Source organism: Blautia sp. HA8986 (assembly GCF_056504635.1).
Map to the genome: position 1 here is coordinate 701,408 of NZ_JBWLUQ010000001.1, position 14,637 is coordinate 716,044.

Genomic DNA, 14,637 nt, shown 5'->3' on the forward strand with positions numbered 1-14,637 from the left:
AATCTGTATGTATGAAAGGAAACGATCCTTTGATACATACAGATTATCGCATAGGATTCTTTCCACATTCTTTCCGGTAGAAAATGAAATCTAACAGTTTTGATAGAATTGTTGTTATTTCGGCAGAAATATGGAAAACGTACTTCCTTTTCCCGGAACGGAAGCAACCTTGATATAACCGCTCTCACCGGATATAATCTGTCGGGCAAGGTATAAGCCGATGCCAACCCCTTCTTGTTCCTGAACAGCATTTGAACGATAAAAACGGGAAAATATCTTTGCCTGCTCGTTTTCAGGGATACCTGAACCGGTATCCGATATATCGATCCTTGTAAACATTTCGTAACTTACGGTAGAAATCGTGATTGTTCCATGCTCCGTATATTTGATGGCATTGTCTACAATATTAGCCAGTGCTTCCTCTGTCCATTTGAAGTCAAATGTAGCGAAAATATCTGTATCGTACAGATATATGGATAATCCTTTTCCAGAAGCCTTGGCGGCATATTGTTCTACTACGCTTTCAAGCAGCGGCTGAAGTGATGCTTGCTGAGGGGAAAGTGAAATGATCCCATTTTCCAGTCTGGAAAGTTTTACGAGAGAATCAATCAGAAATCGTAGCTTTTCCGATTGTTTGTACAGTGCCTCCACGTTTTCCTTTGCCGATGCAGGCAGAGTTTCCTCCATCAAAAGCTCGCTGTATAACAGCAGGTTTGCAATCGGCGTTTTCGTCTGGTGGGAAATGTCCGCAATCAAGGATTTGATTTTGTCTTTTTCCTGTGTCATATTTCGAGAAGATGCTTCTGCGGCAGAAAGATAGTGTGCAAACTTTGTTTCCAAAGCAGACAGCTGGCTTTCATCAAAAGTGATTTCAGAAAAAGAACCGGTCATGGCAACGTCCAGCATCCTTTCGATTTCTTCCATCGTTTTTCTGACCTTTCTCCGCTCCCATAATACAACAGCTACCGCCGCCAGAAAACACAGCAGTATGATCACGATGCCGCTTTTATTCATCTTTTGTCACCCAGCTATAACCGATTCCATAGACGGTTTTAATGTATTTCTGTGCCCCAAGCTTATCCCTCAGACGCTTGATCGTAACAGACAAAGCATTTTCATCCACATATTCTGCGCCATCTGTCCAGATCCTGTCTATAAGGTTTCCACGCGTCATGGTCTGACCGCGGTTTTCAACAAGAAGACGCAGTAATTTTTGCTCTGTTTTACTTAATTCCACTTTTGAATCTCCCACATAAAAGGTCATTGCTTCAAAGTCAAAGTGAAATAGATCAATATGGATCGGTGCATTTTTATGGCTTGACGCTTGCTTTCGCAGTTGGGTATTCACTCTTGCCCGCAAAACCGAAAGAGAAAAGGGCTTGGTAATGTAATCATCAGCGCCCCTCTCCAGTCCGTCCACGATGTCCAGATCGGTATCATTGGCAGTCAGCAGAATAACAGGAATCCCGGGTGTGTTTTCCTTGACCTCCCGTAGCAATTCAAGCCCACTGCCATCCGGCAGATTGATATCCAACAGAATCAGGGATACACCGCCGCAAAGCAGCTGCTCCTTCGCCGTTTTCAGGTCTTGGCAGGAAATGATCTTCCGATCATCTACTTTCAGTGCTTTGCATAAACCTTGATTCAAACCAATATCATCTTCAACAATCAATAATTGCTCCATATATCTCACTCCCTCGTTCCTCAAAGGTATTCGGCAAAGTTAATAACAAGACACAAAAATAACCGCCCCAGCGTGAACGGTTATTTTCAATAAGTATGTGGACTAACCGTCTATCAGTAGTACTCTTTTTCTATATTCATATTAGCACGCATATGTAAGAATGTCACATTTTTATATTCTCAATATTGCAAGACTGCTGGCATTGCTATTTCTTTTCATTCAATAATTCTTTTACTCTTTTAACCGGAAATCTATCTTCAATATCAACTACTTCAAACAGATTTAATGGCAATACCTTTTCACCAATCAGGAAAAGGTATTCATTAACAGCTCTACGATCAATCATAATCTTTCCATGTCCTGCCCAATGACGATTGCTCTCTTCCTTTTTCAGTCCGGAAATCCAATATTTATCACCATTTTCAATATCTATATAATTTGCATAGTTACCGATATTCTTCTGAAAGGCATGGTCATTAAAATAGATTGTTTTCTTACTTTTTGAAGTTTTGACATATCCAATCCATGCCGGACCATCATCAGAATATCCCGTTTTTAATTCAATGTACATCAAATTGTTAATCATTCTTATTCTCTCCTGATTCCAAATTTTGCAACATATCAACTAACTGGAAGTTATTACTTTCTGCATAGCGTGTTTCCCAAAATGATAATTACCACGACATCAATCAAAATAATCCCCAATGCAATATATACAAAAAATGCAGGCAAAATATTTTCAAGCAAGCCCATAATTAATGCAAGAATTGCTATAATAGACATTCCAATTCCCATTGTTCTGCATAACTTCTTTTCATCATATTTTTCCTTTTCTTCTTTTGTAGCTGTATTATATCCAGAAATAAACCAGCTTCCGTGTCCAGAAAGTAAAGTTATAGAAAGTGCAGCAAATATTACAAAGACAATCCACACTATCCAATCAGAACCTGTTGCTAAATCTGCTAATTTCATCTATATGCTCCTTGAATTTCAATTTTCTAAACTCTCAATTCCATCTTCTTGCCATTCAAACAAGAAGTATCTCTCGCCCAATGCGCTCGGTCAATTCCGATTTGGGCTAAAGCCCAAGAGGCTTTTAATGCCCCTTATGCTTTTCTCTTTTTTTTTGCTGTTTCAATTCAAACATTCGCTGTTCTTTCGCCTCTTTTTTCTTGCGATTTCTCTCTTTACGCTCCTGTTTGTTATGTTCCTGCTGTAATTTCAATGCTTGCTGCGATTTTGTGCCAATACCTGTTCCTATTGTCTGCTTTTTTACTTCTCGATGCATCCGTTTCGGATTTCTTTTTATATCCTTTACAACAGTTTCAACAGCCGGACTGAATTTCAAACTGAAATAGTATTGTTGAATATATTCCTGCACTTCGTAATCTTTTGGTTCTGCACCAAATATTACCTTTGCTACAGATAATTTACCATCCTCAATACGCTCGAATACGCCTACCCAAAATGGTTCTTCAAAATATACCGTCAGTTTTCCATTTGTTTTGTCCATAAAAATCCCTCCTAAAATGAATTGAACAAAGAATGGACAACCCGGAGGGGCAGGTTACTTACCCTATTTACATAGGACGGCTGGGCTACCTACCAGCTCTAGCATATCTTAAAAATATGCATTGCGTTTTTATCTTGTTTTTATCATATAAAGTGAAATATCACACAATATATCCTTACAATTTATATATTCTAATTCCTATAGTAAATCTATACAATCATCTTTTCCATTGATAGTACGAGACGATTTTAACATAATACTTTATCTGCTTTCAACACATAATCATGGGAACATATAATTCTGCTTCTCTGAATGATATCACCTCTAACAGAACAGTTTCCTTTTGCACAGCCTTCTATCGGTGTAAAATTTTCGCAGGAACCACATTTTCTGCGTTCCTTTTTCATTCCACGTCCATCGCACCGGATCATTTCATAACCAACAATGTATTTTTGCAGTTCATCTTCCGGGATTGTTTTTTCCAGCTTTTCCCCTGCATCATTTCTCAGTTCAAAATGAATATCCTTGCCATTTATGTCTGCTTGCAAGGCTATATTATTATTTAAGAGACCTTCCTCGTTTAACTCATTGATTTCTTCACAATCCAGATTTTCAATAAATTGCAAAATATCTTCCATTATGTCCACAGACAAGCCATATCCTCCAGAGCTGTATTCATAGAATATATTTCCATAATAATCGCCTTCTTTTAAGGTTATCGCAATCACATAGTCCCTGGATTTGTAATCATCAGATAGATCATGGTACATTTTTGTCTTCTCCTTATACTGATATCTGTTCTGGTTTTCTTCCCTGTACTTTTCATTTCTTATTTTATCGACTGCATTTTGTTTTTCTATCTTTGCTTCCATTGCAGCATAACCATTTTGCTTAAATTTTTCTATCAGCTCGTCCCCATAACAATCACGAAATTCTTCTCTACATTTCTTTAATGCATCCAGTTGTGTAGATAAAAACTTATCAAAGAAGCTTTCCGGAATATGCAGCCTGCTTGAAAATTGTCTTTTTCTCTTTGATATCGTTCTTTGAGTGCTGGCATATCCCAACACTCCCATAGACACATCTAACACCCCTGCTAATTCTACTGAATTTAATTCATAGACCTTTTCAATCGCATCATAAATATTTATTTCTACACCGACTCCCTGTTCATCCTGTTGTAAAAGATCCAGAAATTTTTCATAACTTATTTTACATCTATCATAAGGTCCCTTAATATACCAAGGTGCTTTTTTCGTAATCTCCGTATAATACTCCAAAGAAGCTTCCCAGTCATCGCACTCTTCGCCTTCCTTGCATGTAGTATACATGCCGCACACACCATTGGAATCAAATCCACACGTTTTACAAATCTTATCAATTCTCACACTTATCACCTCAATCCATCAACATTTTTCTGCATAGATAAATTTTATCATCAATGCTTTCCTTGTAATTATACACTTTTTCTGATGATATTGCTATCTGCAAGGATATTTGAACTTACTATTGAACTCTTCTTACTGAAAAATATAGATACTCAATTTGAATATATTTTTTCGACAATTACGTAGTATTTCTGTCTGAGGATTCTTATTGTCCTTTTGGGGGCTTATAAATAAATTTTATTATATATTTATATGATTTTATACTGAAAACCTCAAAATAGAGATACTATATTTATATTCGAGGAAAAGAAATCGAAAATATGCACAACATTACCATTTTCCGAATACGATCTTTTTACCTAATTACTCAATTCTTACTGTAACTGTTTTCTAGTAATATTATGTTTTTTCATAGTCGTATAAATGCTCAAAAAACCATTGAAAAAACCGTGAAATGTGCTATAATTATTCTCCGTTATTGAACAAAGTACTAATTGACATCCAAATATTTTTCAGAAGGACAATTATGCGTAAAAAATGAATTAAGAATAATACTTATGTGATCGTTATTGCTTACATTGATAATAATCGTCAATTTTGGCATTTTGCGTCAAATCAAAATATTGATTAATCTGATATAAAAATATCCTCATTACATGATAAAGAGAGATTATCTTTGAATGTCACATCATTAGGCAATGACTTCTTGTTTAAAAATTAGGAGGAGATATAATGGAAGATGTAAATGCAATACACAGAATTTTCAAAAATCTAAAATATGAAATGGATAATAATGGTTGGGTCTATCAATGGCATTTAGGTGATGAGCCTATAAAAGTAACTCATAAATTTTACCCACCTGTATCCTCTGAAGAATTTCAGTTATTTGAAAAATATTTTCCCAACATGAAACTTCCCGCTTCGTATAAAGCCTTTTTATCTTGTTCAAATGGAATGGAGCTTTTTTGTGGAGAAGAGGGGAGTTCTCTAGTCAGCTGTACCATCTACTCTTTAAAAGAAGCTCTTAATCAAAAAGAGGTTTGGAATAATACACCCATTTTATCTGATCCAGAATTCACCTATCATCTTCCCATTCTTTTTCTGCAAGATATAGGTGATATAACCATGGATTTACAAGCTGTATTAGAAGGTAGAGAAGATTATTTATGTTATCCAGCTCCTGACACCGATCGTTTTAACCTTCCTTTTAATGAATGGCTGGAACGCTATATTGTATGCCAGGGACATGAATTTTGGTTTTTCTTAAATCCGTAACTACCAAAATACGTTCTCTATATTTTTTATTTAAAAATATATGTTTATGAAAAACACTCTGACTACTAATAAGTTGGAGTGTTTTTATAATTCATATTATATTTATAGATTTACTCTCAGTGCTACACATTCCGGGGGTTGAGGCCGTCCCCAAAGTGCGTTTTGATATCCAAACGCTATGCTTGCCAGATACTTCCGAACACTTTTTAAGGAAACCATACCATCCGTCCAACCATTTTATATTAATTCTCATCCATATTATCTTTCTTCTCCATCAGCTGTTTCAGCTTTTTATTTATTTTGCTTCTATTCTCCTCCTGTAATTTTCCGCAGAATAGATAGCAAAATTTCAGTGCAAACCACCAGATATACAAAGCTTTAAAGCTCTGGAATGCCTGATCATCCAGCATTCCATGTGCCACATTGTTGCGCATGTTAAATCCAAATTTTGAACAGAAAATCGTATTTAAAGCAAATATAAGGTCTTCATCCAGGCTTTCTTTTACTCCTTCCAATTCTAAGACAGCGTGCATTGGTTTTACTTCTTCAATCCCTTCTTCATTCATGTTATAAACAGGTTCTCCACATTCCACTGCCAGATATCTTACTGCATTTTCTATCTGTGGAATCAGGATACTGAGCGCCGTCAAGAAATCTCCAGAAAAGCCAAACATGAGACCCTTGGTATACGATTCTTTTCTCCCCTCCGGAATCGCACAACTTACATCTACAAGCTTTTTTATATCACTCTCTTCGATCAAAAATCTGGAACGAATATATTCAAACGTATTGCTCACCAGGATCTGTGCAAAATAATCCATCTCCATGGCTGCTGTCCGCTCCATATTATCCTTAAGCGCACCTTCATCGATTGTTCCATCGGGCTTTTTCACAGGCCCGCTTTTAGCAATTAATTTTCCTCCTTTTCCAAGGATTGCCGCTGGAAATATCGTGTTCAGGATCCCAGTCCTATTTAATACTTGATTCTTTACCTTTTCTCTTACCGGAATCGGAAGAAATGAAGCAAAATAACATAATGCCTCTTCTTTATCAAGATCTTCCAGTTGGCGGAACAGTTCTTTTACAATGCCGCTGGCATCCTGTTTATCACTCCATACCATCATCTCCGAAAGGGAAGCTTCTTCTATCTGTGCTATTTCCTGCAACAGTGCCTTTCTTTCTTCTTCCGTACCTTGTATGGTTTTTAACAACTGAATAACCTCTTTCAAATTGTGAATCTTTCTCATTAAATTTCCTTTGGAAGAGGCCCCGGCATATTCAGCCTCCATCCGGACAGCCTGAATCTTACGTCTTCGTATCGCAATCAGTTTAGGTTCAGTAATACACTTTTTCTTCTGCCAGTTATTTTTTCTGCAATAGAGTTCTTCCAACAGATCACAAAACTTACCAATGAGCGGTGCATCACAGCTATTATCATCGTAAGTTTTCAAGATATTTTCCACATAAGGGATCAGATATCCTGTATCCACTTTTTCCTCCATGGCAGTTTTTATCAAATATCCAATTTTTGCGTGGCTGCTGTTATCATACTCTTCTAATACTTTTATCAGCAGATTCTTTCGCACCTCTTCATTGATTTCCTTGCTTCGGATTTTTTTAGAGATAAACAAGATCCGGTTTATAGCCATGATATGATCTGCAAATGCACCGGTGTTCTTCAAGTGTTCGCAATAAGCCGTTTCTGCTATTTTTGCATTTGAAAAATCATTTTCCACAACCCATAAAAAATCCGATATCTTTGCCTTGTTGATCGGTGCGATGGGATAGCTTCGGATTTCCTCCAGCAATGCCTGATACTCTTCTCTATTTATATCTTTCTGATTCCAAATGCTGCGGGCATAGGAAAACGGTACGTCTTTAGGCGTATCAATCCATCGTTCCACAATAATATCCACCAGAAGATTCTTGAATTCCCCATCCATCGGTCCGCAGAAATCTGTCAGTGCTTTCTCTGCCGTTTGAAAATTAGGTTCTTTTAAAATCTCTGCGATCCGCTCTGCCATTTTTTCTGCCATACATATTCCTCCAACCTTTTTCTATAGGAAAAGTATAACGTATTTTTCTTTTTCCTGTAAAGCAGAAAGACCTGAAATTCCAGGTCTTTCGGTCATCATTGATTAGAAATTGAAATTCACACTCTATTTTATATCCTTGGGACCCATAGAAGCCGCCCATCCAGCCTGAATCCTTTGTATTACGCTTCCATCCCGTGCATCGATCGTAAGGAGTGGAACACCTGCATAATCCATCGTCACGTCTCCTATGACCGGTCCATCCTCCCCATTTCCGTACTCATACTCTGGCTCTTTGGATGTCCAGGTTCCATAAAAATCCCACACCGGGATCAGGACTGCTTCGGTATCGCTGCCTTCACTGTCTGGCATGCACATATAACCCAGCTGTACCTTTGTTATGGTTATCTCCGCACTCTGTGCATCAATGGACGGATAACGGTAGTGGCTTCCTCCATCGACAGAGATCAGCCGATTCCTGTCTTCTGTCATGACCTGCAAAGTGATCGTTTTTTCAAAGATATCCGTGACCTCATCAAAAGGAAGTAAGAACAGCCTCTCATCGGAAGCATTCGATGCTTCTATGGGATTTCGGTGCAGAAAACTCTGAAGTGTCCCACTGCAAAAGTCCATCGTCAGTACTTCATTTTCCCATCCTTCAGACTGTCCTTCATGAAGTGTTCCATCTTCGTTTTCCCATTCAAGAGCCTGTTCATTAACAGGCAGAGAGGTTTCCCTCACATAATTAACCGGAACCCCGTCTATCATCCGTTCAAAAATGAATTCATCTTTTTCCAGGGTAGTGCTTCCTTCAGTAAGTGCTTTTGAGGAACTTTCAAATAGCTCCCAGTCTCCGGACACAAGACCTGAAACCTTCTCCTTTGCTTCCTTTTCAGACACTTTCCCACTTCCTGCCTTTATATAATTTTGAAAGCGTTCTTCCCTTTCTTTTTTCTCACTTGATGCCAGGGTCATGTCCCCACAATCGTCAAAGCTAAACTTCGCTATCTGAAATCCAAGTTCCTCCACATCCGATACCTGCTCACTCTGTGTATAAGAATACCGATAGGTCAGTCCATCTACTGTATATGTCCCCGCCTGTTCGTTCTCATTCTTCTCTTCCTGCATGGACTGTCCTTTTCCGAATGTGTCTTTTATTTTATTCTGTTCTTCTTCAGAAATCGCCATTCTTTTTACCTTTTTTAAACAGATTGCATCTACATCCGGCACTTTTACCGGTGCATCCGCTGTCAGGGTAAAATTCATCGGGGTTTCTTTATCCTCCCGGTCCGCTGATCTTAGATCTGCCTGGATCGTTGTCTGGTATGTTTCCGGTGCCTGTACCTGTTCGGCAACGGTTTTCTGAACTGTCTCCTTTTTCTCTTCTTTTTTCTGTTCTGTCTGATCCTTTTCTTCCACAACAGCAGACTGGACAACACGGTCACATCCGGATAATGTCAAAAGATTCATACACAGAACGGCTCCCATAAACATTTTTATTTTCTTCATCCTTTTTCCATCCTTTCCTTTCGGTATTAAAAAAGGTACCCTCTTCTTATGAGAAAAGAGTACCATATTGCTTCGCCGATGTATTCATCAAGATGTAAACAAATTGTAAATCAGAAGATGGCTCTTACCGTGGTCCCCTCTCTCTGTCTGCTTTCGATTTTCAAGCATCCGCCATGGATTTCAGCCACCTTCACACAGAGTGCCAGCCCAAGTCCGGATCCGCCTTCTTTTCGGCTTCGTGATTTGTCCACCATATAGAATGCATCTGTGATCTTTCCCAGTTCTTCCTCCGGGATCCCCATTCCGGTATCCGACACCTCAAAGATCTTTTTTCCAGCTTTCTCATAAGCCTTTACCCAAATGCTTCCACCGGCATCCGTAGCCTTTAGGGCATTGTCGATCAGGTTTATCAGAAGGCTTTCCATCAAGGCCGGATCCATTTTCATGGAAAAAGCTTCACATTCCATCTTGAGATGCACCGCTTTCTTTTCTGCCTGTTCTTTTTCCATGTCTATGACATGGTTTAAAAGGTCACCTGCCATGGTCATTTCCATCTGTATGGCATGATTCTGATAAAGCCCTAGCATCTGTAGCATCTTCCCAGAAAGAGCCTCCAGGCGTTTTCCCTCCCGGTTGATATGTTCCAGTGCCCGGTCTTTCTGTTCGTCTTTCAGCTTTACATGGCGCAGGGTATCCGAATACCCGATAATGGACGTTAACGGGGTACGCATTTCATGGGAAAGTGCCCCCATGAGCAGCTCCTGTTTCTCTGCCACTTCCTGTAGCTTCTCCATCTGTTCCACGGTTCTTTTCATCATCATATAAATAAAAAGTCCTGCCATCAGAAACACTGCCAGATAGATTCCGGCAAACCAGACAGCGGTCTGCCTCAGCTCTGTGAAGAGTCCTGTGACTTCCCGGACGGAGAGGACTTCGTATCCTTCTGGTTTAGATAAGGCTACTTTTTGAAGAAGAAGGTATTTCTTCCCCAGTTTCTGTATCTTATAGGCATATGGATCTTTTTCATTCTTCAGACCCAGATTTTCAATCCCAACCACTTTATAATCTGTCAGGTTTTCAATAGCGGTACTACTTTTCTTATCGATCAGCGCCATGCCGGACCCACAGCATCGTTGAAATTGAAATCCCATATAGGCCTTCTTTCCAGTCTCGGACATCTGCTCATATTTGCTGTTATCCCAAAATTGTTCCAGGAGTATCTTGCCATTTTCCAGCTGTCTTCCGTAGGTCTCTGCAGCATTATTGAGGCTTCGTTTTCCTGTGATATAAAGACTTAGCGTTCCCACTGGGATCAGGGCACATAATAGCGTTACCAGCATAAGAAGTACCGTTCGTTTCCACAGCTTCATCCTTATTCCTCCAGACGGTATCCAAGTTTCGGGATCGTCCTGATCTCATCATAAAGTTCCAGCTTTTTTCTGAGTTGTCCGATATGGACATCCACCGTCCTGCTTTCTCCCAGGTAGTCTTCTCCCCAGACCCGTTTTAACAGTTCTTCCCTTCCAAGCGCAATATTCTTATTTTGCAGGAGCAGCACAAAGAGGTCATATTCCATTGGCTTTAGGCTTACCGGAAGCCCGTCTTTGTAGACCTGATGGCTTTGCATGTCCACCAGGATGTTCCGGACCGTTAAGACTTTCTTGGCCCGTCCCGTCCTCTCCAGTACCTTCTCAATACGTACCAGAAGTTCCAGCATATCAAAAGGTTTTACCATATAATCTTCCGCACCCAGCTTTAATCCCTTCACCTTGGAAGCCACATCATCCTTTGCAGTCAGGTAGAGCACCGGAATATCTTTCTTTTTAAAATCCTCCATAAGTGCAAATCCGTCTTTTCCCGGCAGCATGATATCCACCACTGCCATATCTGCATCCTCATGCCATAAGAGCAGCCGCTGGGCTTCTTCCCCATCATAAGCTGCCACAGTCTCATATCCTGCCGCTTCCAGATTCATGCACAGCAATTCTGAAATTGCACGGTCATCTTCTATCACCAAAATTTTATTGTTCATTCCCGTTGCCACCTCTAACGCTTTTCTATAGTATAGTTTCTTATATCCCAAGTCTACATTGCATTTGTTCTTGCCTTCTCATCATTTATACGTATCAGGGCACGATAATGTGACCAGCTCAATTGTTTAAAAAAATCTGTCCGTCAATTTCACAATAAGTTTTACCATAGTAGAATTTACTGCTGTGCTTAAACAATGCTGGCAGACATAATGGAATTGCGAATGGAATGATAGATCTGTTTCTTCATTTTGATTTTTTTATAAATTATAATCCATGTTCTTTACTCATTGTATTGAACTGTCAACTATATTTCCTTGAATTTTCAAAATTGAAATTACTGTTCTTCTATTGAATCAATATTTTCAATCCGCATCAGCTTAACTACCTGTTTATCTTTTTTCTCTGTATAACAAATTTTTATCCATTCATCATCTGCATCTATAATCTTGCAGGATAATTCAGTTTTTCCAGCAAAACTAAAAATGAACTCTGATCTGATAATACATTGTTTTCCTACGAGATCATTAATCAGCTTTGACATATATGCCACTCCTCTCTGTTTTTTCTCCAATCGTTTTACTTTCGTTTCCAAACGCTTTACTTTTCCCGGATACGCTGAATAACAAAGCATCAGCAACAATGCTACAATTCCAAACCATTCCATCTCTTTCTCCTTACAGCATTTTCTCATTCTACAAGTCGTAAAACTTTATAATTACTCTTCAGCATCCATCCACATCAATACTTTTTTACAATGCGGACAATGCCATGCACGTTGTTCTGCTGGATATGGCAGAACAGTAACCATTTTTCTTGAAAAAAATCCTTTTATGCCTGTTTTCTTTTTTTCCGTATCAGCCGTAAATTCATATGAATGTGATCCACCTTGTGCATAGCCTTCTACTGTCCCTTGTTCCATTTCAGTTCCACAATCCAAACATTTCATTACAATTATCCTTTCACCGTACAGTTTATCACTTACATTTATAAAATTCCTGAAATCCTGCTATGAATGATAAAAGAACTATTATAATGTATGCAATCCTAACTACTGCATGACTGGTTGTCCAACTGTCGATGGCAATCAAAGTCCACATAATTCCCTGAATTATCTGTATCGTACCATTAATTTTAAAGTTATTTTTCTTCTTATATCTTGTAATCAATAAAACAAGATATCCAATTAACACAATTATCAATATAATTAACATCTTTATGTCTACCTCCTTGAAGTGATATTTTGCCATCCAAATCATATCACACTCTCCGTCATATTTCCATTTCAATTTGCTCTATCAAATCACTCCCTGTCATATTTCCTGATGGCTTGCTTCTGTAACCAGCATCCTCTTGCTCTTCTCCTGCAAGGTTTCCTTTGCATCTTTATCAATCGAATAGATCTCATTTATCTCGAATTTTTTCGCTTCCCGGTCAAAATGGTCAAAGACTTCTTTCCATATCTGGACGGAACATACACACTTTTCTTCCATGAAATTATTGCTGATAATTATAAAAAAACAGAAGACCATTTAAGATCTTCCATTTTATAAACAAACCTCTATATAAAACTATATATCCTGCCCATTTTTAATAAAAACAGACAATCGGCACACTTTCGTCTATCCTATTATAAAGTTCTGCCGCTTTGTCCGCCGGAAGATTAATGCATCCATGGGATCCACCACCTTCTCGGAAACGATTTCCTCCAAAATATGGCTGCCATGAAGCATCATGAAATCCGATCCCCCCATTAAAAGGCATCCAGTAAGTTACTGGTCTTTCATATTCATATTTCCCATTTTCCAACATCTTTCCTTTCAGCACAGATGGACTTTTCTTGTAATACAGTTGAAAAATTCCCGGTGGTGTCTGCCGTTCTGCATACTGCATATCTCCTGACACAATATCCGATTCCAAAATGATAGAACCATCCTGATAGTAATATAAATGCTGTGCAGACAGGTCCACTTCAATATACGTGCTGCCTATATCATTCATTCCCCGTGCATTTGCCCGCATAGCGTATACCGGTTCCCGGTTTATCTGTACTCCTGCAATCATTTCCTGCATAATGGTTTCTATTTCCTTTTCCTGATCGATCTTCCATCCATAAACGGAACTATACACCTGAACAGTACGTCCGTTTGTTGTACAAAATTTCCTCTCTGTATTTACGGTATCATGTGTGGCAGCCAGCTGTGCCACATATTCTGCCACACACTGTCTCAGTTCATTCTCATTTTTTTGCAGCTTTCCTCTTTCATCAAAAATAAGCCAGTTTCTGATCTCGTCTCCCTCCAATGTTACCGTTTCTTCTCCAAATATATATACGATTTTGGTCCGAATCAGATTTTGGCATTTTTCCAATGAATTTTTAAGATCTGGATCATCTTTCATTACTGCCGCTTTTACATAAACAGCCGGACAGCTATTCAGGTCAATCGTTCTTTTTTTGCTAGCAACCGCTTCTGACAGTGCCTGATAAGCTCCATTGAAATCCAGGGTATTCCCTTCTGTTTCCGGTACGATTTCAAACTTCGAATCTTTATAAGCTACATAAGCATCTTCTGGTGCTGTCTGATTCTCTTTTTTTACACATTCCAGTTTTTCCAGCTGTTCTTTTAACTTCACTTTATCATAGGTCATATTTTCCTTGGCTGTATAATTTTGCTTTTTCCAAAATCCCCGAACCCATTTATATGGTTTTTGTTCATCTAGATATTGGGAAATACTGCCATCCGAAACATAACGATATCCGATCAATTTTCCATTGATACTCTGTGATTTCAGATTTCTTGCCTTTACTTCCAGCAGATAGTCCTCTGCTTTTTTAGCAACCGCCTGTTCTGCCTCTTCCGATGTTTTTCCAGAACAGTTAATTCCATTGATCGTTGTTCCCCGAAAAAATCTGTCTGAATAGTAATAAGACATTCCTGCATAGCCAGCCATAGCAAAGAACACTATGATGACAGGGATCATTATCCACATTTTTTGCTTTCCATTATCCTTACCGGTTATCTCTTTTCTTTTTCCCATCCATGCCCCCTGTTTTTAACGATAAACAGCATTCAGACAAATTTTTTAAATCGTCTGATTTTAATATCTCCGATTTAATAAAAAATAACCAGGGCTGCTGGAAAAAACATTTTCTTTTACAAACAGTAAGCTGATTTCTACAAAATATTTTCCCTCTGCTCTTTTA

At 38.7% G+C, this 14,637-nt stretch carries 16 protein-coding genes; 1 reads left to right on the plus strand and 15 read right to left on the minus strand.

Features of this window, described 5'->3' with window-relative positions:
* Positions 1-114: 114 nt before the first annotated feature.
* The 6 genes from AC04Q4_RS03150 to AC04Q4_RS03175 form a co-directional block, all read right to left on the minus strand.
* The gene (locus AC04Q4_RS03150; RefSeq protein WP_476388471.1) at positions 115-1,014 is read right to left on the minus strand and encodes an ATP-binding protein; all 900 of its coding nucleotides are present in this window, start codon (positions 1,012-1,014) and stop codon (positions 115-117) included.
* Positions 1,007-1,684 carry a response regulator gene (locus AC04Q4_RS03155; protein ID WP_476388472.1) on the minus strand — a complete coding sequence of 226 codons (678 nt, stop codon included), beginning with the start codon at positions 1,682-1,684 and terminating at the stop codon, positions 1,007-1,009. Before AC04Q4_RS03155 ends, AC04Q4_RS03150 begins: the two co-directional genes overlap by 8 nt.
* 205 nt (positions 1,685-1,889) lie before the next feature.
* Positions 1,890-2,270: a mannose-1-phosphate guanylyltransferase gene (locus tag AC04Q4_RS03160; RefSeq protein WP_173756294.1), complete on the minus strand. Its 381-nt coding sequence runs from the start codon at positions 2,268-2,270 to the stop codon at positions 1,890-1,892.
* A gap of 53 nt (positions 2,271-2,323) precedes the next feature.
* Positions 2,324-2,656 (minus strand): DUF3784 domain-containing protein, encoded by a 333-nt coding sequence (locus AC04Q4_RS03165; protein ID WP_270855674.1) that lies wholly within the window; start codon positions 2,654-2,656, stop codon positions 2,324-2,326.
* Between the two features lie 124 nt (positions 2,657-2,780).
* Positions 2,781-3,197 carry a YjdF family protein gene (locus AC04Q4_RS03170; protein WP_015525019.1) on the minus strand — a complete coding sequence of 139 codons (417 nt, stop codon included), beginning with the start codon at positions 3,195-3,197 and terminating at the stop codon, positions 2,781-2,783.
* A 248-nt stretch (positions 3,198-3,445) separates the two neighbouring features.
* Positions 3,446-4,585 carry a hypothetical protein gene (locus tag AC04Q4_RS03175; RefSeq protein ID WP_476388473.1) on the minus strand — a complete coding sequence of 380 codons (1,140 nt, stop codon included), beginning with the start codon at positions 4,583-4,585 and terminating at the stop codon, positions 3,446-3,448.
* Between the two features lie 732 nt (positions 4,586-5,317).
* Here AC04Q4_RS03175 and AC04Q4_RS03180 point away from each other — a divergent pair.
* On the plus strand, positions 5,318-5,860 hold the full coding sequence (locus AC04Q4_RS03180; protein ID WP_118169675.1) for an SMI1/KNR4 family protein: 543 nt from the start codon (positions 5,318-5,320) through the stop codon (positions 5,858-5,860).
* A gap of 242 nt (positions 5,861-6,102) precedes the next feature.
* Here the strand turns inward: AC04Q4_RS03180 and AC04Q4_RS03185 are convergent, their stop codons facing one another.
* From AC04Q4_RS03185 to AC04Q4_RS03225, 9 genes are all read right to left on the minus strand, one after another.
* Positions 6,103-7,896: a DUF4209 domain-containing protein gene (locus AC04Q4_RS03185; RefSeq protein WP_476388474.1), complete on the minus strand. Its 1,794-nt coding sequence runs from the start codon at positions 7,894-7,896 to the stop codon at positions 6,103-6,105.
* Positions 7,897-8,019: 123 nt separating this feature from the next.
* Positions 8,020-9,402 carry a DUF6034 family protein gene (locus tag AC04Q4_RS03190; RefSeq protein ID WP_476388475.1) on the minus strand — a complete coding sequence of 461 codons (1,383 nt, stop codon included), beginning with the start codon at positions 9,400-9,402 and terminating at the stop codon, positions 8,020-8,022.
* A 110-nt stretch (positions 9,403-9,512) separates the two neighbouring features.
* Entirely contained in the window at positions 9,513-10,772 is a 1,260-nt protein-coding gene (locus AC04Q4_RS03195; protein ID WP_118392967.1) for a sensor histidine kinase, read from the minus strand.
* A gap of 2 nt (positions 10,773-10,774) precedes the next feature.
* Positions 10,775-11,434 carry a response regulator gene (locus tag AC04Q4_RS03200; protein ID WP_476388476.1) on the minus strand — a complete coding sequence of 220 codons (660 nt, stop codon included), beginning with the start codon at positions 11,432-11,434 and terminating at the stop codon, positions 10,775-10,777.
* Positions 11,435-11,769: 335 nt separating this feature from the next.
* Complete coding sequence (locus AC04Q4_RS03205; protein ID WP_173738941.1) at positions 11,770-12,099, minus strand: hypothetical protein; 330 nt, start codon at positions 12,097-12,099, stop codon at positions 11,770-11,772.
* Between the two features lie 51 nt (positions 12,100-12,150).
* Positions 12,151-12,381: a PF20097 family protein gene (locus AC04Q4_RS03210; RefSeq protein WP_476388477.1), complete on the minus strand. Its 231-nt coding sequence runs from the start codon at positions 12,379-12,381 to the stop codon at positions 12,151-12,153.
* A gap of 28 nt (positions 12,382-12,409) precedes the next feature.
* Entirely contained in the window at positions 12,410-12,691 is a 282-nt protein-coding gene (locus tag AC04Q4_RS03215) for a hypothetical protein (protein ID WP_476388478.1), read from the minus strand.
* Positions 12,692-12,745: 54 nt separating this feature from the next.
* Entirely contained in the window at positions 12,746-12,925 is a 180-nt protein-coding gene (locus AC04Q4_RS03220; RefSeq protein ID WP_476388479.1) for a hypothetical protein, read from the minus strand.
* Between the two features lie 97 nt (positions 12,926-13,022).
* Positions 13,023-14,471 carry a L,D-transpeptidase family protein gene (locus tag AC04Q4_RS03225; RefSeq protein WP_476388480.1) on the minus strand — a complete coding sequence of 483 codons (1,449 nt, stop codon included), beginning with the start codon at positions 14,469-14,471 and terminating at the stop codon, positions 13,023-13,025.
* Positions 14,472-14,637 lie beyond the last annotated feature (166 nt).